Annotated in this window: 17 protein-coding genes and 1 riboswitch; of the genes, 12 read left to right on the top strand and 5 right to left on the bottom strand. The window is 33.1% G+C overall.

Annotated elements, in window-relative coordinates; translation table 11 throughout:
• The first annotated feature begins 1 nt into the window (after position 1).
• Genes purQ through purD form a run of 7 tightly spaced genes read left to right on the top strand, consistent with a single transcriptional unit; the run spans position 2 to position 8,670 of the window.
• Positions 2–673: a phosphoribosylformylglycinamidine synthase I gene (gene purQ, locus ACXQH5_RS06505; RefSeq protein WP_000666799.1), complete on the top strand. Its 672-nt coding sequence runs from the start codon at positions 2–4 to the stop codon at positions 671–673.
• Complete coding sequence (gene purL, locus ACXQH5_RS06500) at positions 666–2,855, top strand: phosphoribosylformylglycinamidine synthase subunit PurL (protein WP_000032747.1); 2,190 nt, start codon at positions 666–668, stop codon at positions 2,853–2,855. The genes purQ and purL overlap by 8 nt, the downstream gene beginning before the upstream one ends.
• Complete coding sequence (gene purF, locus ACXQH5_RS06495) at positions 2,834–4,318, top strand: amidophosphoribosyltransferase (protein ID WP_000483727.1); 1,485 nt, start codon at positions 2,834–2,836, stop codon at positions 4,316–4,318. Before purL ends, purF begins: the two co-directional genes overlap by 22 nt.
• Positions 4,311–5,339, top strand: a complete 1,029-nt coding sequence (purM, locus tag ACXQH5_RS06490; protein ID WP_000030810.1) for a phosphoribosylformylglycinamidine cyclo-ligase — start codon at positions 4,311–4,313, stop codon at positions 5,337–5,339. Before purF ends, purM begins: the two co-directional genes overlap by 8 nt.
• Positions 5,340–5,341: 2 nt before the next feature.
• Positions 5,342–5,908: a phosphoribosylglycinamide formyltransferase gene (gene purN / locus ACXQH5_RS06485; protein WP_000238670.1), complete on the top strand. Its 567-nt coding sequence runs from the start codon at positions 5,342–5,344 to the stop codon at positions 5,906–5,908.
• A gap of 14 nt (positions 5,909–5,922) precedes the next feature.
• Positions 5,923–7,401, top strand: a complete 1,479-nt coding sequence (purH, locus tag ACXQH5_RS06480) for a bifunctional phosphoribosylaminoimidazolecarboxamide formyltransferase/IMP cyclohydrolase (RefSeq protein WP_000709285.1) — start codon at positions 5,923–5,925, stop codon at positions 7,399–7,401.
• Between the two features lie 21 nt (positions 7,402–7,422).
• On the top strand, positions 7,423–8,670 hold the full coding sequence (gene purD / locus ACXQH5_RS06475; RefSeq protein WP_001101926.1) for a phosphoribosylamine--glycine ligase: 1,248 nt from the start codon (positions 7,423–7,425) through the stop codon (positions 8,668–8,670).
• Positions 8,671–8,935: 265 nt separating this feature from the next.
• Here purD and ACXQH5_RS06470 read toward each other — a convergent pair whose 3' ends face one another.
• From ACXQH5_RS06470 to graF, 4 genes are all read right to left on the bottom strand, one after another.
• Positions 8,936–9,742: an energy-coupling factor transporter transmembrane component T family protein gene (locus ACXQH5_RS06470; protein ID WP_000273256.1), complete on the bottom strand. Its 807-nt coding sequence runs from the start codon at positions 9,740–9,742 to the stop codon at positions 8,936–8,938.
• On the bottom strand, positions 9,735–11,135 hold the full coding sequence (locus ACXQH5_RS06465; protein WP_000921971.1) for an ABC transporter ATP-binding protein: 1,401 nt from the start codon (positions 11,133–11,135) through the stop codon (positions 9,735–9,737). The genes ACXQH5_RS06470 and ACXQH5_RS06465 overlap by 8 nt, the downstream gene beginning before the upstream one ends.
• A 14-nt stretch (positions 11,136–11,149) precedes the next feature.
• Complete coding sequence (locus tag ACXQH5_RS06460; RefSeq protein WP_000033477.1) at positions 11,150–11,725, bottom strand: ECF transporter S component; 576 nt, start codon at positions 11,723–11,725, stop codon at positions 11,150–11,152.
• A 76-nt stretch (positions 11,726–11,801) separates the two neighbouring features.
• A riboswitch (TPP riboswitch) is annotated at positions 11,802–11,902 on the bottom strand.
• A gap of 406 nt (positions 11,903–12,308) precedes the next feature.
• The gene (gene graF, locus ACXQH5_RS06455) at positions 12,309–12,443 is read right to left on the bottom strand and encodes a glycopeptide resistance-associated protein GraF (RefSeq protein WP_000064214.1); all 135 of its coding nucleotides are present in this window, start codon (positions 12,441–12,443) and stop codon (positions 12,309–12,311) included.
• A 151-nt stretch (positions 12,444–12,594) separates the two neighbouring features.
• Between graF and auxA the strand changes: the two genes are divergently transcribed.
• The 5 genes from auxA (at position 12,595) to ptsP (ending at position 18,224) form a co-directional block, all read left to right on the top strand.
• Positions 12,595–13,890 carry a lipoteichoic acid stability factor AuxA gene (gene auxA / locus ACXQH5_RS06450; protein ID WP_458066887.1) on the top strand — a complete coding sequence of 432 codons (1,296 nt, stop codon included), beginning with the start codon at positions 12,595–12,597 and terminating at the stop codon, positions 13,888–13,890.
• Between the two features lie 424 nt (positions 13,891–14,314).
• Positions 14,315–15,487, top strand: coding sequence for a class I SAM-dependent rRNA methyltransferase (locus ACXQH5_RS06445; RefSeq protein WP_000685063.1), 1,173 nt, complete (start codon positions 14,315–14,317; stop codon positions 15,485–15,487).
• A gap of 53 nt (positions 15,488–15,540) precedes the next feature.
• Positions 15,541–16,083, top strand: a complete 543-nt coding sequence (locus tag ACXQH5_RS06440; RefSeq protein ID WP_000505962.1) for a hypothetical protein — start codon at positions 15,541–15,543, stop codon at positions 16,081–16,083.
• A 153-nt stretch (positions 16,084–16,236) separates the two neighbouring features.
• Positions 16,237–16,503, top strand: a complete 267-nt coding sequence (locus tag ACXQH5_RS06435; RefSeq protein ID WP_000437472.1) for a phosphocarrier protein HPr — start codon at positions 16,237–16,239, stop codon at positions 16,501–16,503.
• Between the two features lie 2 nt (positions 16,504–16,505).
• Positions 16,506–18,224 carry a phosphoenolpyruvate--protein phosphotransferase gene (ptsP, locus tag ACXQH5_RS06430; RefSeq protein ID WP_000040057.1) on the top strand — a complete coding sequence of 573 codons (1,719 nt, stop codon included), beginning with the start codon at positions 16,506–16,508 and terminating at the stop codon, positions 18,222–18,224.
• Positions 18,225–18,460: 236 nt separating this feature from the next.
• Here the strand turns inward: ptsP and nrdH are convergent, their stop codons facing one another.
• Positions 18,461–18,694: a glutaredoxin-like protein NrdH gene (nrdH, locus tag ACXQH5_RS06425; protein WP_001289624.1), complete on the bottom strand. Its 234-nt coding sequence runs from the start codon at positions 18,692–18,694 to the stop codon at positions 18,461–18,463.
• Positions 18,695–18,840: the final 146 nt, after the last annotated feature.

The following is an 18,840-nucleotide window of genomic DNA, read 5'->3' as shown; positions in this document are numbered from 1 at the left end:
AATGAAATTTGCGGTTCTTGTTTTTCCAGGTTCGAATTGTGATAGAGACATGTTTAATGCTGCTATTAAAAGTGGTGTTGAAGCGGAATATGTAGATTATAGAGAAACATCACTAAGTGGATTTGATGGCGTACTTATTCCTGGTGGATTTTCATTCGGGGATTACTTAAGATCTGGGGCAATGGCTAGTGTAGCGCCGATTATTTCTGAAGTTAAACGTCTTGCAGCTGAAGGTAAGCCAGTATTAGGTGTTTGTAATGGATTTCAAATTTTAACTGAAATAGGTTTATTACCTGGTGCATTATTGCATAACGATTCACATTTATTTATTAGTAGAAATGAAGAGTTAGAAATAGTGAATAATCAAACAGCATTTACAAATCTTTATGAACAAGGTGAAAAAGTTATATATCCTGTAGCTCACGGCGAAGGTCATTATTATTGTACTGATGAAATATATCAACAATTAAAAGCTAACAATCAAATTATTCTGAAATATGTGAATAATCCGAACGGTTCATATGATGATATTGCAGGAATTGTTAACGAAAAAGGTAATGTATGTGGCATGATGCCACATCCTGAAAGAGCTTTAGAAACGTTGTTAGGTACTGATAGTGGTGTGAAATTATTTGAAGCGATGGTAAAAAGTTGGAGGGAACAACATGTCTAAATTTATCGAACCAAGCGTTGAAGAAATTAAACTTGAAAAAGTATATCAAGATATGGGATTAAGTGATCAAGAATATGAAAAAGTTTGCGATATTTTAGGCAGACAACCTAACTTTACAGAAACAGGTATCTTTTCTGTTATGTGGAGTGAACATTGCTCTTATAAACATTCTAAACCGTTTTTAAAGCAATTTCCTACGTCAGGTGAGCATGTGCTTATGGGGCCAGGTGAAGGTGCAGGGGTAGTCGATATAGGTGATAATCAAGCCGTAGTATTTAAAGTAGAGTCTCACAATCATCCATCAGCAATTGAACCATATCAAGGGGCTGCTACAGGCGTTGGCGGAATCATTCGTGACATTGTCTCTATTGGGGCTAGACCTATTAATTTGTTAAACAGTCTTAGATTTGGAGAATTAGATAATAAACAAAACCAAAGATTACTTAAAGGGGTTGTAAAGGGTATCGGAGGTTATGGTAACTGCATTGGTATTCCAACAACTGCCGGTGAAATCGAATTTGATGAACGTTATGATGGCAATCCACTTGTTAATGCAATGTGTGTTGGTGTTATCAATCACGACATGATTCAAAAAGGCACAGCAAAAGGTGTAGGTAATTCGGTCATTTATGTTGGTTTGAAAACTGGTCGAGATGGTATTCATGGTGCTACTTTTGCATCTGAAGAATTGACGGAAGAAAGCGAAAGTAAACGACCTTCTGTACAAATCGGTGATCCATTTGTAGGTAAAAAATTAATGGAAGCAACACTTGAAGCAATTACATTTGATGAATTAGTTGGTATTCAAGATATGGGTGCTGCTGGTTTAACATCTTCATCTTCTGAAATGGCGGCAAAAGGTGGTAGTGGTTTACATTTGAGATTAGAACAAGTGCCAACACGTGAGCCAGGTATTTCTCCTTATGAAATGATGCTTTCAGAAACTCAAGAACGTATGTTACTAGTTGTTGAAAAAGGTACTGAACAAAAATTCTTAGATTTATTTGATAAGCACGAATTGGATAGTGCTGTTATAGGTGAAGTTACAGATACAAATCGTTTTGTTTTAACATATGATGACGAAGTTTATGCTGACATTCCAGTTGAACCACTAGCTGATGAAGCACCTGTATATATTTTAGAAGGAGAAGAAAAAAATTATAATACTTCTAAAAATGATTATACACACATCGATGTTAAAGATACTTTCTTTAAATTACTTAAACATCCGACTATAGCATCTAAACACTATTTATATGATCAATACGACCAACAAGTTGGTGCCAATACGATAATTAAGCCAGGACTTCAAGCATCGGTAGTACGTGTGGAAGGCACAAATAAGGCAATTGCTTCAACAATTGATGGTGAAGCGCGTTATGTATATAACAATCCATATGAAGGTGGAAAGATGGTAGTAGCTGAAGCTTATCGAAATTTAATTGCCGTGGGTGCAACACCATTAGCAATGACAGATTGTTTAAATTATGGTTCTCCTGAAAAGAAAGAAATCTATCAACAGTTGATAGATTCAACGAAAGGTATGGCAGAAGCATGCGACATTCTTAAGACACCAGTAGTTTCTGGTAATGTATCTTTATATAACGAAACGAAAGGTACTTCTATTTTCCCAACACCAGTTGTTGGAATGGTAGGTTTAATTGAAAATGTAAATTATTTAAATGATTTTGAACCTCAAGTTGGAGATAAATTATATTTAATCGGTGATACTAAGGACGACTTTGGTGGTAGTCAACTTGAAAAGTTAATTTATGGCAAAGTTAATCATGAATTTGAGTCATTAGATTTGAGTTCAGAAGTTGAAAAAGGTGAATCAATCAAGACTGCTATTCGTGAAGGGGTATTATCACATGTTCAAACGGTTGGTAAAGGTGGCTTACTGATTACCTTAGCTAAACTAAGTGCGCATTACGGTTTAGGATTAAAGTCTTCAATAGATATAACAAATGCACAATTGTTTAGTGAGACACAAGGCCGATATGTTGTTTCTGTTAAATCAGGTAAAACTTTAAATATTGATAATGCAATAGAAATTGGACTTTTAACAGATAGTGATAATTTCAAAGTAACAACACCATATACAGAGATTAGTGAAAATGTTTCAGATATTAAACAAATATGGGAAGGGGCAATTGCTCAATGTTTAACTACTCAGGATTAAACGAAGAATGTGGCGTGTTTGGTATTTGGAATCATCCTGAAGCAGCGCAACTAACATATATGGGACTTCATAGTTTGCAACATCGTGGTCAAGAAGGTGCAGGTATAGTTGTTTCTAATCAAAATGAATTAAAAGGCGAGCGAGGATTAGGCTTACTAACTGAAGCGATTAAAGATGACCAAATGGAACGATTAAAAGGATATCAACATGCAATTGGTCACGTCCGTTATGCTACTTCAGGTAATAAAGGTATTGAAAATATTCAACCGTTTCTGTATCACTTTTATGATATGAGTGTAGGTATTTGTCATAATGGTAACCTCATTAATGCTAAATCATTGCGTCAGAATTTAGAAAAACAAGGTGCTATCTTCCATTCGTCTTCTGATACTGAAGTCATTATGCATTTGATACGTCGAAGTAAAGCTCCTACTTTTGAGGAAGCGTTGAAAGAAAGTTTGCGAAAAGTTAAAGGCGGTTTTACATTTGCGATTTTAACTAAAGATGCGTTATATGGCGCAGTAGATCCAAATGCTATCAGACCTCTTGTTGTAGGTAAAATGAAAGATGGTACATACATCCTTGCAAGTGAAACATGTGCAATAGATGTGTTAGGTGCAGAATTTGTTCAAGATATTCATGCAGGTGAATATGTCGTGATTAACGATAAAGGTATTACAGTTAAATCTTATACACATCATACGACAACTGCAATTTCTGCGATGGAATATATTTATTTTGCTAGACCAGATTCAACAATAGCTGGTAAAAATGTCCATGCAGTACGTAAAGCTTCTGGTAAAAAATTAGCCCAAGAAAGCCCTGTAAATGCTGATATGGTCATCGGTGTACCCAATTCATCGCTATCAGCTGCGAGTGGTTATGCTGAAGAAATAGGTTTGCCATATGAAATGGGACTAGTTAAAAATCAATATGTTGCAAGAACATTTATTCAACCAACTCAAGAATTACGTGAGCAAGGTGTGAGAGTGAAGTTATCTGCGGTAAAAGATATAGTAGATGGGAAAAATATCATTCTTGTTGATGATTCCATTGTTCGCGGTACGACAATTAGACGCATTGTGAAAATGTTAAAAGATTCTGGTGCAAATAAAGTGCATGTGCGTATAGCATCACCGGAATTTATGTTCCCAAGTTTTTATGGAATCGATGTTTCAACTACGGCAGAATTAATTTCTGCAAGCAAATCACCTGAAGAAATTAAAGATTATATTGGCGCTGATTCATTAGCATATCTATCTGTAGATGGGTTAATTGAATCAATTGGTTTAGATTATGACGCGCCATATAGTGGCTTATGTGTAGAAAGTTTCACTGGAGATTATCCTGCAGGGTTATATGATTATGAAGCAAATTATAAAGCACATTTAAGTCATCGACAAAAGCAATATATTTCTAAAAACAAACACTTTTTTGATAGCGAGGGAAATTTAAATGTCTAAAGCATATGAACAATCTGGTGTAAATATTCATGCTGGTTATGAAGCTGTAGAAAGAATGTCTAGTCATGTTAAACGTACGATGCGTAAAGAAGTTATCGGTGGTTTAGGTGGATTCGGTGCTACATTTGATTTATCACAATTAAATATGACAGCACCAGTTTTAGTTTCTGGAACAGACGGAGTAGGAACGAAATTAAAACTAGCTATCGACTATGGTAAACATGATTCGATAGGTATCGATGCAGTTGCAATGTGTGTTAATGATATTTTAACGACAGGTGCAGAACCATTATATTTTTTAGATTACATCGCTACAAACAAAGTTGTTCCTGAAGTTATTGAACAAATTGTTAAAGGTATTAGTGATGCATGTGTTGAAACGAATACTGCACTTATCGGTGGAGAGACTGCTGAAATGGGTGAAATGTATCACGAAGGCGAATATGATGTAGCCGGATTTGCTGTTGGAGCAGTTGAAAAGGATGACTATGTAGATGGTTCAGAAGTGAAAGAGGGACAAGTTGTTATAGGGCTTGCGTCAAGTGGCATTCATTCAAATGGATACAGTTTAGTGCGCAAATTAATTAATGAATCAGGCATTGATTTGGCATCAAACTTCGATAATCGTCCATTTATAGATCTCTTTTTAGAACCAACTAAATTGTATGTCAAACCTGTACTTACTTTGAAAAAAGAAGTTTCTATTAAGGCAATGAATCATATTACTGGTGGAGGTTTTTATGAAAATATTCCACGTGCATTGCCAGCCGGATATGCTGCTAGAATTGATACAACATCATTTCCAACGCCAAAAATATTTGATTGGTTACAACAACAAGGCGATATAGACACAAATGAAATGTATAACATTTTTAATATGGGTATTGGCTATACGGTTATCGTTGATGAAAAAGATGCATCACGCGCTTTGAAGATTTTAGCAGAACAAAATGTGGAAGCCTATCAAATTGGTCATATTGTGAAAAATGAGTCAACTGCAATCGAATTGTTGGGGGTATAACAATGGTTAAAATTGCGATTTTTGCATCAGGTTCAGGAAGTAACTTTGAAAATATAGTTGAGCATGTTGAATCAGGAAAACTTGAAAATATTGAAGTTACGGCGCTATATACGGATCATCAAAATGCGTTTTGTATAGATAGAGCAAAAAAGCACGATATTCCTGTTTATATTAATGAACCAAAACAATTTGATTCAAAAGCAGCGTATGAACAACATTTAGTAACATTATTAAATAAAGATAAGGTAGAGTGGATTATTTTAGCTGGCTACATGCGTCTAATTGGTCCAGACTTATTAGCTTCATTTGAAGGTAAAATATTGAATATACATCCATCTCTATTGCCGAAATATAAGGGGATTGACGCAATAGGCCAAGCATATCATAGTGGCGATACTATTACTGGTTCGACAGTACATTATGTTGATAGTGGTATGGATACGGGAGAAATTATTGAACAGAGACAATGTGATATTAGACCGGACGATTCAAAAGAACAATTAGAAGAGAAAGTAAAAAAATTGGAATATGAGTTATATCCAAGTGTTATTGCTAAAATTGTAAAATAAGGAGTATGTATGTGATGAAGAAAGCTATTTTGAGCGTATCAAATAAAACAGGTATTGTAGAGTTTGCTAAAGCGTTAACGCAATTAAATTATGAATTATATTCAACAGGTGGAACTAAACGTATATTAGATGAAGCAAATGTACCAGTTCGTTCTGTTTCAGACTTAACACATTTTCCAGAAATAATGGATGGCCGTGTTAAAACATTACATCCGGCTGTTCATGGTGGCATTTTAGCTGATCGAAATAAACCGCAGCATTTAAATGAATTATCAGAACAACATATAGATTTAATTGATATGGTAGTAGTTAATTTATATCCATTCCAACAAACTGTTGCAAACCCTGATGTGACGATGGACGAAGCAATTGAAAATATTGATATTGGTGGTCCAACAATGTTACGTGCTGCAGCTAAAAACTATAAACATGTAACAACAATTGTACATCCTGCAGATTATCAAGAAGTATTGACGCGATTAAGAAACGATTCGTTAGATGAGTCATATAGACAATCATTAATGATCAAAGTTTTTGAGCATACTGCAGAATATGATGAAGCGATTGTACGTTTCTTTAAAGGGGATAAAGAAACTTTAAGATATGGAGAAAATCCACAACAATCAGCGTATTTTGTGAGAACTTCGAATGCTAAGCACACGATTGCAGGCGCTAAACAATTACATGGGAAACAATTAAGCTATAACAATATTAAAGATGCAGATGCTACACTAGCTTTAGTTAAAAAGTTTGATACACCTGCTGCAGTTGCGGTTAAACACATGAATCCATGTGGTGTTGGTATCGGTGACACGATAGAACAAGCATTTCAACATGCGTATGAAGCGGATAGTCAATCAATATTTGGTGGAATTGTTGCATTAAACCGAGCTGTAACACCTGAGTTAGCAGAGCAATTGCATAGTATCTTTTTGGAAGTTATTATTGCACCAAAATTTACAGGTGAAGCATTAGATATTTTAAAACAAAAGAAGAATGTAAGATTATTAGAAATTGATATGATTATAGACAGTAACGAAGAAGAGTTTGTTTCAGTATCTGGCGGATATTTAGTTCAAGATAAAGACAATTATGTCGTGCCAAAAGAAGAAATGAAAGTTGTTACAGAAGTTGCACCTACTGATGAACAATGGGAAGCAATGTTATTAGGATGGAAAGTTGTACCATCAGTAAAAAGTAATGCAATTATTTTAAGTAATAATAAACAAACTGTAGGTATAGGTGCTGGACAAATGAATCGTGTCGGTGCTGCTAAAATTGCGTTAGAGAGAGCTATTGAAATCAATGATCATGTAGCGTTAGTATCTGATGGATTTTTCCCTATGGGAGATACAGTTGAACTTGCAGCACAACATGGTATAAAGGCAATTATCCAACCGGGTGGTTCGATTAAAGATCAAGATTCAATTGATATGGCTAATAAACATGGTATTGCAATGGTAGTCACAGGCACTCGACATTTTAAACACTAATTTTAAAGGGGCGTAACATAAATGAATGTATTAGTAATTGGTGCTGGTGGACGAGAACATGCACTTGCATATAAACTTAATCAATCGAGTCTAGTTAAACAAGTGTTTGTCATTCCAGGTAATGAGGCAATGACACCTATAGCTGAAGTACACACTGAAATTTCAGAATCTGATCATCAAGGGATACTAGATTTTGCTAAACAGCAAAATGTTGATTGGGTAGTTATAGGTCCAGAACAACCGCTAATTGATGGATTAGCAGACATTTTACGAGCGAATGGTTTCAAAGTGTTTGGTCCAAATAAGCAAGCAGCTCAAATCGAAGGCTCAAAATTATTTGCTAAAAAGATAATGGAAAAATATAATATTCCAACTGCTGATTATAAAGAAGTTGAGCGAAAAAAGGATGCTTTAACATATATTGAGAACTGTGAATTGCCCGTTGTTGTCAAGAAAGATGGGTTAGCTGCTGGGAAAGGCGTTATTATTGCAGATACTATTGAAGCAGCCAGAAGTGCTATTGAGATTATGTATGGTGATGAAGAAGAAGGTACTGTTGTATTTGAAACGTTTTTAGAAGGTGAAGAGTTCTCGCTAATGACATTTGTTAATGGTGATTTAGCAGTTCCTTTCGACTGTATTGCACAAGATCATAAACGCGCATTTGATCATGATGAAGGACCAAATACTGGTGGTATGGGGGCTTATTGTCCAGTACCACATATTAGTGACGATGTTTTAAAACTTACAAATGAAACGATTGCACAACCCATTGCAAAGGCAATGCTTAATGAAGGTTATCAATTCTTCGGTGTATTATACATTGGTGCTATTTTAACTAAAGATGGTCCAAAAGTAATTGAATTTAATGCCCGTTTTGGTGATCCTGAAGCTCAAGTATTATTAAGTCGCATGGAAAGTGATTTAATGCAGCATATTATTGATTTAGATGAAGGAAACCGTACTGAATTCAAATGGAAAAATGAATCTATTGTAGGGGTCATGTTGGCTTCAAAAGGATATCCTGATGCATATGAAAAAGGGCATAAAGTAAGTGGCTTTGATTTAAATGAAAACTATTTTGTTAGTGGATTAAAGAAGCAAGGTGATACCTTTGTTACTTCAGGTGGTAGAGTTATACTTGCCATCGGAAAAGGTGACAATGTACATGATGCACAGCGAGACGCATACGAAAAAGTATCTCAAATACAAAGTGACCATTTATTCTATCGTCATGACATTGCGAATAAAGCACTACAACTTAAATAAGTATATTTAAAAATACTAAGATTAGCTATGAACGAATCTATAACGATAGATTTTTTCATAGCTTTTTTAGTTGTAGAGTCTAGGACATTGATTTCTGTACCAAATTTGTGATTATGTATATGTAATAAAAAAGAGGCGCCACAACATGTTTGGATGAACAAAATAACATGTTTGTGGCACCTCTTTTGTTTAGTATGGAATAAATGGTTTTCTTTTTCTATACAATGAATTTCTAATTTAGTATCTATACAATTATGGATAAAATTTAACCTACACGACCAAGACGAACATCATCTATGCCCGTGATGGGTAAGGTGATTGAACAATAATATGCCAAAGTAATAATGGCAATTAAAACTATAATAAAGATTACATCTTTATATGAGAAAGGTACGTTGTAATAGTAAGTACGAGGACCATCTCTAAATCCTTTCGACTCCATCGCAACTGATAATTGATGAGCCTTTCTAATGTTTTGGCTTAATAGAGGTATGATTAAATGCTTAAATCGCTTTAATCCTCTATAATTTGCTGCGTCTATCATCTGATAGCGCATTTTTAAAGATCTGCGAAGCTGTATTAAAGAACTAATCATTAAAGGTATCATACGAATGGCAGCCATGAATGCATAAGCAACTTTTGATTTAACCTTTAAATGTTGCATTAAACTATAAAAAATCATGACAACCTGAGATGTGAGTGCGATTAAGATACCGAAAAATGAAATAGCAATGGTTCTTAATGAAACATGTAAACCACGAACTAAACTTTCTGTTGTAATATGGATAAATCCGAATTTCAAAATTGTATGGCTACCGTTCCCGTATAAAATCATGAACAGGGAAGAGAGTAATGCAAAGCCAATACTTATAGTTATAAAAATTGCTGTAATTTTAAACTGAGTACCATTAAACATCAATAAGAAAACTAACATTAAGATAGTGATATAAAGCATAAAATCGAAATTATGCACAAATATAATAAAGAAAAATAGTATAATTCCAAGAAATAGTTTCGTTATAATGTTGACATCATCAACAAATGATTGCCGAACTTTCCATTGCTCATACATTCGTATCACCATCACAATCTAGTAACGCACCATCTGAAATTTTAAGTCTTCTTGATGGATAACGTTCAATTATTTCATCGTCATGTGTAACCATGACAATACTTTGTCCCAAATTAATTCGTTTTTGGAAAAGTTTGATCAACTGGAATGTATTATGGCTATCAAGTCCAAATGTCGGTTCATCTAAAAAGATGATATCAGCTTTAGAACTTAGTGCGGTAGCTACGCTAAGGCGTCGTTTTTGACCAATAGACAACTCATAAGGATGTTGATCTTTTACATTTTCTAAATCTAAAAGTTTTAAAAGTTGTATCGTTTCATCATCACTTTGATCTTTAGAAAGGTGATTAAAATGAATGTTAATTTCATCATAAACCGAATTTGTTATAAATTGTAATTCTGGGTTTTGATAAACTAGATACATGTGTTTTGCTGCATGTTTAATTTTTGTTAAACGCTGATTTTCAAAATAAACATCACCTTGATATTTAATCAATTGCATAATTGATTCAAGCAAGGTTGTTTTACCACTACCATTTGCCCCTGTAATTGTAATCCACTCACCTAGACCAATTTCTAAATCTGAGAATGAGAGCAACGTTGATTTACCGCGAATAATACGTCCATTTTTAAATTGTAATAAGTGTGAGTTTGTTGTTGGAAAGTCAACACGACTTGGTGCGAATTCCCATGCACGTGGATGCCACACACCATATTCACTGAGTAAATGAACATACTTCTGTAATATGATTTCAGGACATTCATCGGCAATGATATTTCCGTTATAATCCATCAAAATGACGCGGTCGACATGATTCCAGATGTGTTTAACTTTATGTTCAACGATTACAACAGTTTGATCTTCCCAAAGTTCAATTAGTTTAGTCCATAAATCTTCCGTTGCTTGAACATCTAACATTGCTGTCGGTTCATCTAAAAACAATGTTTTTGATTGTTGAAGAATGGTTTCAACAATTGCCAATTTCTGTTTCATCCCGCCACTTAAATCTTTGATATACGTTTCAGGGGTAACATTTAAATTGACCATATTTAAAGCATTGATAATTAACGCATCCATGTCTTCACGTGGTACTTGTCTATTTTCTAAAACGAATGCAAGTTCTTCGTATACTTTTGGCATACAAAACTGGCTATCAGGGTCTTGGAAAATAACGCCACTTAATGGGTCAACGATTAGTTCATCATATTTCATAGGTAATTCAATTAAATTAGGAACAATACCACTTAATACATTCAGAAGTGTACTTTTACCGCAACCAGAAGGACCGAGTAAAAGTACTTTTTCTTTGTCTTGAATAGTGATATTTAAATGATCGAAAATTTTACGCTGACCACTTGGATATTTTAATCGTAAATCACTTACTTTTAACACTCTGAATGCTCCTCTTATAAGTTGTCGTAATCTTCTTTAGCAGCTGGTCTAAATAATTTTGTTACGCCTGTCTTATCTAAAGCTTTTACTAAAAGGTAAGATAGGACGCCGGCGACTACTGCACCACTAATTAATCTAAATACGATGAATAATGTTAAGTTCCAACCTGCAACTTCATTTAAATAACCATAGAAATAATCTATCGGGAAAGCCGCGATTGCTGTACAAAAACCTGCTAACATAGCTACCATAACTGAACGAGATTGATATTTAAAAATTGCAAAGACAAGTTCACACGCTAAACCTTGTATAAAAGCGTAAACGATTGTCGGAATATCGAAACGACCCATAATGATAGTTTCGCCGGCACCTGCAGCAAATTCAGCCAGTAAAGCAATACCTGGTTTTGGAATAATTAGATAGCAGACAATCGCTGCCATGAACCAAACCCCGTTTGTTAATTGTTCGAGGTGAAGGCCTGTAGCTTGCACACCATTGTAAACAAACCACCATAAATTGTAAATAACTGCGAATACTACTGAAATAAGTACGGTTACTAGTATTTCAGATAGCTTTAAACCTTTTGACATTTTTACATCCTCCTAATAAAAAAACGCACAACCATCCATAGGAAAGTTATGCGTTCACAATATATATTAGTAAAACATATGTATAGTAACACTTTCCTACGCTAGTTCAAGCTAGATCAGGTTCAAAGGGTTTGAGGGCAAGCCTCATCTCAGTATAAAACACCCCTAGTGTGTGCGATTTATTTAATTAATTATACTGTAAGACGTTTATAAACTTATGTCAATAGGTTGTCTTCATGAAATGTCGTTTAATTCGATTTAAAATTTATAATATTAGTATTGGATTTAAATTGAAGATGTAGTAGGAATGTTAGTAATTAAAGATATAAAAATATGTGACATGTAATAATATTGAGCTGATAAATGAAGAGGGGTACTTATCAATCATACCTATTTAACAACAGTGAAGAATCCGTGCATAATGGCTTATGAATTATAGTTTGTAAGGTAAAAGAGGGATACTTGCGTCGAGCGCAAGCAAAAAAGCCCCTAACAACTAAAGGTTGTAAGGTAAAAGAGGGATACTTGCGTCGAGCGCAAGCATAAAAGCCCCTAACAACTAAAAGTTGTAAGGGGCTCTAAATTAATTTAGTGTATCTTGGATATCTTGTTTTGTTTGATTAATATCTTCTGTTTTTTCTTCTTTTTTATCTTTTAATTTTTCTTCAACTTCTTTAGCTTTTTCTGCTGCTTTTTTATTTTGATTTTCATTAGACATGATTAATTCCTCCCAAATTGGATAATTATTTATATATAAATCTTACCCGGTTGTACTTTCGTTAAACTTTTCTAAGTCTATAGCACTATTTATTCATTTATCTAAAGACAACAACATTAGATTAATATATAATGATTTTGAGGTGAACATAATGTCTTTTCTTAGGAAACACGCCGAAATTATTTTTAGCTATTTAATCGGTATCGTTTCACTCTTCACTGGTCTCATTATTTTAATTAACTTGCCATTAATTAAACAATTAAATGGTGGTAAAAAAGTTGATACACATGTTCATAATGTGTGGGAATTTCTGAATGCATTTTTCAGTGAAATTATTAAAGTAATGAGTCGTTTTATAGGTAATTTCCCTATAGTTAGTGCAATTGTGATAATTATATTCGGTATTTTAGTTATGTTGATTGGTCATACATTACTTAGAACTATTAAGTATGACTATGATATTTCTATCTTTTTCTTAGTTATCGGTATCATGTACTTTATTATTACTCTTATATTAATGACACAAGTTTATGGATTCTTTGCAGTGATTTTCATTATTCCATTTACAATTCATATAGGATATATCGTCTATAAAGATGAATTGAATCAGGAAAATGTAAAAAATCATTACATGTGGATAATTGTGAGTTATGGTATAAGTTACTTAATTACACAAATTGCATTGTATGGCAGAATTGATGCTAATGAAATAGAGTCAATTGATATCTTAAGTGTCAATGCTTTCTTTATAATTATGTGGTTACTTGGTCAAATGGCTATTTGGAATTTCTTGTTCTTGCGCCGAGCTTTACCTTTAACAAAGCAAGAATTAGGTGAAGAGGAGCCAGAATTATCAAGAACAAGTAAAGGGAATGTCACGAATCAAACTAAAATTCACTTGAAACAACTCCAAGATAAGACTACAGAATATGCACGTAAGACAAGAAGAAGTGTCGATTTAGATAAAATTAGAGCTAAAAGAGATAAATTCAAAAAGAAAGTTAATGATATTATCGATATTCAAGAAGACGATATTCCTGATTGGATGAGAAAACCGAAATGGGTTAAACCAATGTATGTCGAACTATTTTGTGGTGTCGTCATCTTTTTATTCACATTTTTAGAATTTAATAATCGTAATGCATTATTTGTATCTGGTGATTGGAAATTATCAGAGACACAATATGTTATTGAATGGGTTACATTACTAATTCTGTTATTCATTATTATCGCATATATCGCTACCACGTTAACTTTCCACTTGAAAGGTAAGTTTTATTATTTACAACTATTTATGGGGAGCATTTTATTCTTTAAATTGTTAACGGAATTTATAAATATAATGATTCATGGACTACTACTTTCAGTGTTCATTACGCCAACATTACTATTAATGTTATTGGCAATCATCATTTCTTATTCGTTACAATTACGAGAGCGACCATAATTAAAAGCATTATAAAAGTACTATCTATTAAACATTTTGATGTGTACGCTATAAGTTAGATATATCTCTAACTTATTTAGATACAGGTCAATGAAGTTTATGGATAGTACTTTTTTTGTAACTAGATTTGATTGATTCAGGTGATGCGAATTAAGTATTGAAAATTGTATACAAAGTTTTAGTGCAAATAAAATAGTTGAAAAGTTATCCATTTGTAAAATCAAGAAAACTAGTAAATAGTTGAAGCGACATATGGAATTGGCGAAACGATATATAGTATTTCCTGTGTAGAAATTTAACATATATCATTCGAATTACTAATTTGTTAAAATCAACAGTAAGATTAGAAGTAGATGATATTGAAATTTGGCAAAAAATTTAATCTATATAAAACTACAACGAAACACAGAAAGGAAGTTGTCAGATGAAAATAGCAACTCTGAACAAAGGCAAAGAAACAAAATATTTTAATGGATATCCTTTAATTGAAGAAGAGGATATCTATTCACAAGATCATTTAAAAGAAGGAGATATTTTTCAAATTGTGACTGATAAATCACAATATGTTGCAACGGCTTATGTTGGTCGCCAACATAAAGGATTAGGTTGGGTTCTAACATACGATAAAGCTCAAGAAATCAACACAGCTTTCTTTGTGAAATTGTTTAATACTGCATTAGCAGAACGTGATTATTATTTTAATATAGATGGAACAAATGCTTTTAGATTATTTAATGCTGAAGGTGATGGTGTTGGGGGATTAACGATCGACAATTACGATGGCCATTTGTTGATTCAATGGTACTCAAAAGGTATTTATAAATTTAAATATGCCATTCTTGAAGCGGTTAGAAAAGTATTTGATTATAAATCTATTTACGAAAAAGTAAGATTTAAAGACAGCGAATATAGTGGTGGTTTTGTTGAAGGCGATGCACCTGAGTTTCCAATTGTTATCGAAGAAAACTTCACATTTTATAACGTAGACCTTGAAGATGGTTTGATGACAGGTATCTTTTTAGATCAAAAAGAAGTGCGCAAGAAATTAAGGGATCAATATGCCAAAGAACGCCATGTTTTAAACTTATTTAGTTATACAGGTGCTTTTTCTGTAATAGCAGCAAGTGAGGCATCTTCAACAACAAGTGTAGATTTGGCTAATCGTTCTCGTAGTTTAACTGAAGAAAATTTTGGATTAAATGCTATTGATCCTAAATCTCAATATATTTATGTCATGGACACTTTTGATTTCTATAAATATGCTGCACGTCATGGACATAGTTATGACACGATCGTGATTGATCCACCTAGCTTTGCACGCAACAAAAAACGTACATTTTCAGTGCAAAAAGATTATGACAAATTAATTAATGGCGCCTTAAATATCTTATCATCTGAAGGAACATTATTATTATGTACAAACGCAAGTGTATATCCATTAAAGCAATTTAAAAATACTATTAAAAAGACACTTGAAGAGAGTGGTGTTGATTATGAATTAACTGAAGTTATGGGATTACCAAAAGATTTTAAAACGCATCCACATTATAAGCCATCTAAATATTTAAAAGCTGTTTTTGTAAATATTAGACATTAATTTGATAAAAAGGGGTATAGTAACTTATTGAGAAAAAGAAGGGTGATAATATTATGGGATTCAAAAATAATTTAACGTCAAATTTAACTAATAAAATTGGTAATTCAGTTTTTAAAATAGAAAACATTAATGAAAAGGGTGCAATGCCTACGACAATTAAAGAATTAAATGAAAGACGACAACGCGCTGAAGCAATTGTAAAGAGAAAGTCTTTAATGTCATCAACAATGAGCGTTGTTCCAATTCCTGGATTAGATTTTGGTGTTGATTTAAAATTAATGAAAGATATTATCGAAGATGTTAATAAAATTTATGGTTTAGATCATAAGCAAGTTAATAGCCTTGGAGATGATGTGAAAGAAAGAGTTATGTCTGCAGCAGCAATTCAAGGTAGTCAATTTATTGGTAAAAGAATTTCAAGTGCATTTTTAAAAATAGTTATTAGAGATGTAGCTAAACGTACTGCTGCAAAACAAACGAAATGGTTCCCGGTAGTAGGACAAGCTGTATCTGCATCAATTAGTTATTATTTTATGAATAAAATTGGAAAAGATCACATTCAAAAATGCGAAAATGTTATTAAAAATGTCATGTAGGTGCTATAATAGTTTTGCAATTTGCAAATTTTACTGAAACCGGTTTTAAACGAATTGAATTTAAAGCATGGTTTTGGTAAAGTTAATGTATAAAACTAAGTTAGTATTGTAATAATATTGAAGATTCTAACTATACGAAGGAGAAATGTAATTATGGAACAAAATTCATATGTAATCATCGACGAGACTGGTATTCACGCTAGACCAGCAACAATGTTAGTACAAACAGCTTCAAAATTCGATTCTGATATTCAATTAGAATATAACGGTAAGAAAGTTAACTTAAAATCAATCATGGGTGTTATGAGCCTTGGTGTTGGTAAAGATGCTGAAATTACAATTTATGCAGACGGTAGTGATGAATCTGACGCCATTCAAGCAATCAGTGACGTCTTATCAAAAGAAGGATTGACTAAATAATCATGTCTAAATTAATTAAAGGTATTGCCGCATCTGATGGTGTCGCAATTGCTAAAGCTTATTTATTAGTTGAGCCAGACTTAACATTCGACAAAAATGAAAAAGTCACTGATGTTGAAGGAGAAGTTGCAAAGTTCAATAGCGCTATCGAAGCTTCTAAAGTTGAGTTAACTAAAATTAGAAATAATGCAGAGGTTCAACTAGGTGCTGATAAAGCTGCTATCTTTGATGCACATTTATTAGTTTTAGATGACCCTGAATTAATTCAACCAATCCAAGATAAGATTAAAAATGAAAACGCTAATGCTGCTACAGCATTAACGGATGTAACAACACAATTTGTTACAATTTTTGAATCTATGGATAACGAATACATGAAAGAACGTGCGGCTGATATTCGCGACGTTTCTAAACGTGTGTTATCACATATTTTAGGTGTAGAATTACCGAATCCGAGTATGATTGATGAAAGCGTTGTTATTGTAGGGAATGACTTAACGCCATCTGATACTGCTCAATTAAATAAAGAATTTGTACAAGGTTTTGCTACAAACATTGGCGGAAGAACAAGTCACTCTGCGATTATGAGTCGTTCTTTAGAAATTCCAGCAATTGTTGGTACAAAATCAATTACTCAAGAAGTTAAACAAGGCGACATGATTATCGTAGATGGATTAAATGGTGATGTAATCGTTAATCCAACTGAAGATGAGTTAATCGCTTATCAAGATAAACGTGAGCGTTATTTTGCTGACAAGAAAGAATTACAAAAACTACGTGATGCTGATACTGTTACAGTTGATGGTGTTCACGCAGAGCTTGCTGCAAATATTGGTACACCTAATGATTTGCCAGGTGTTATTGAAAATGGTGCACAAGGTATCGGTTTATATAGAACTGAGTTTTTATATATGGGTCGTGACCAAATGCCTACAGAAGAAGAGCAATTTGAAGCTTATAAAGAAGTATTAGAAGCAATGAACGGTAAACGTGTTGTTGTACGTACTTTAGATATAGGTGGAGATAAAGAATTATCATACTTAAACTTGCCTGAAGAAATGAATCCATTCTTAGGTTATCGTGCGATTCGCTTATGCCTTGCTCAACAAGATATTTTCAGACCACAACTACGTGCATTATTACGTGCATCGGTTTATGGTAAGTTAAATATCATGTTCCCAATGGTTGCAACAATTAACGAATTTAGAGAAGCTAAAGCTATATTATTAGAAGAAAAAGAAAACCTTAAAAATGAAGGTCATGACATTTCAGATGATATAGAATTAGGAATCATGGTAGAGATACCTGCAACAGCAGCATTAGCTGATGTCTTTGCCAAAGAAGTAGATTTCTTCAGTATCGGTACAAATGATTTAATTCAATACACATTAGCTGCTGATCGTATGTCAGAGCGTGTATCATATCTATACCAACCATATAACCCTTCAATCTTACGTTTAGTTAAACAAGTTATTGAAGCGTCACATAAAGAAGGTAAATGGACAGGTATGTGTGGTGAAATGGCTGGAGATGAAACAGCTATTCCATTATTACTTGGTTTAGGTTTAGATGAGTTCTCTATGAGTGCAACGTCTATTCTGAAAGCAAGAAGACAAATTAATGGTTTAAGTAAAAATGAAATGACTGAACTTGCTAACCGTGCAGTCGACTGTGCAACGCAAGAAGAAGTTATTGAATTAGTTAACAACTACGTAAAATAATTAATTCTTTCGAAAGACAGAATTATAAATAAACCCGAAGTATTCATTGTGAGTAATTATGAATACTTCGGGTTCTTTTTTATGATTTATGTTAATTTCAATGGAATGTTGTTGCTAACTAATTAAAAAACTATGTGTCATTAACAAAATGTTGTTCTTTAATTAATGTTAGTTAATTTAAAAATCGATATTTAATTTATGATAGCTAAAAATGATGAAGTTGATTTAGATGAAAATTAATCTTGGATATTTAATACTTTGTTGATTTCATCAAGATCAACATGGTACATTGGATTGCCATTCAACAAAATAAACGGAGTTGAAAAAGCATCAAAATCTATCATTTCGTTTCGATATTGTTGATTGTTGATATTTCTTTCTTCAAAAACAATTTGATGCTCAGTTAGATAATTTTTTACAAATGTACAAGGTGGACAATCATTCTGCGTATAAACGATTATTTCTGACATGTATCATGCTCCTTCGTGCTTTATTCTAATGTAATATACACAATTATACATTGAAATTCAAATTTGTGAACACATTGTGAACTGACATAAATTATACACAATTTCATAGCGCATAATGTTTTAAAAATACACATTATAGCAATTAT

The organism is Staphylococcus sp. SA22, from assembly GCF_054165785.1.
This window is presented reverse-complemented; position numbering and strand designations above follow the sequence as displayed.

Coding starts and splice junctions, on each gene's coding strand:
- purQ (WP_000666799.1), top strand. CDS start 2: ATGAAATTTGCGGTTCTTGTTTTTCCAGGTTCGAATTGTGATAGAGAC.
- purD (WP_001101926.1), top strand. CDS start 7,423: ATGAATGTATTAGTAATTGGTGCTGGTGGACGAGAACATGCACTTGCA.
- ACXQH5_RS06460 (WP_000033477.1), bottom strand. CDS start 11,725: ATGTCAAAAGGTTTAAAGCTATCTGAAATACTAGTAACCGTACTTATT.
- purN (WP_000238670.1), top strand. CDS start 5,342: ATGGTTAAAATTGCGATTTTTGCATCAGGTTCAGGAAGTAACTTTGAA.
- purM (WP_000030810.1), top strand. CDS start 4,311: ATGTCTAAAGCATATGAACAATCTGGTGTAAATATTCATGCTGGTTAT.
- ACXQH5_RS06470 (WP_000273256.1), bottom strand. CDS start 9,742: ATGTATGAGCAATGGAAAGTTCGGCAATCATTTGTTGATGATGTCAAC.
- nrdH (WP_001289624.1), bottom strand. CDS start 18,694: ATGTCAGAAATAATCGTTTATACGCAGAATGATTGTCCACCTTGTACA.
- ptsP (WP_000040057.1), top strand. CDS start 16,506: ATGTCTAAATTAATTAAAGGTATTGCCGCATCTGATGGTGTCGCAATT.
- purH (WP_000709285.1), top strand. CDS start 5,923: ATGAAGAAAGCTATTTTGAGCGTATCAAATAAAACAGGTATTGTAGAG.
- purL (WP_000032747.1), top strand. CDS start 666: ATGTCTAAATTTATCGAACCAAGCGTTGAAGAAATTAAACTTGAAAAA.
- auxA (WP_458066887.1), top strand. CDS start 12,595: ATGTCTTTTCTTAGGAAACACGCCGAAATTATTTTTAGCTATTTAATC.
- ACXQH5_RS06435 (WP_000437472.1), top strand. CDS start 16,237: ATGGAACAAAATTCATATGTAATCATCGACGAGACTGGTATTCACGCT.
- ACXQH5_RS06440 (WP_000505962.1), top strand. CDS start 15,541: ATGGGATTCAAAAATAATTTAACGTCAAATTTAACTAATAAAATTGGT.
- graF (WP_000064214.1), bottom strand. CDS start 12,443: ATGTCTAATGAAAATCAAAATAAAAAAGCAGCAGAAAAAGCTAAAGAA.
- purF (WP_000483727.1), top strand. CDS start 2,834: ATGTTTAACTACTCAGGATTAAACGAAGAATGTGGCGTGTTTGGTATT.
- ACXQH5_RS06445 (WP_000685063.1), top strand. CDS start 14,315: ATGAAAATAGCAACTCTGAACAAAGGCAAAGAAACAAAATATTTTAAT.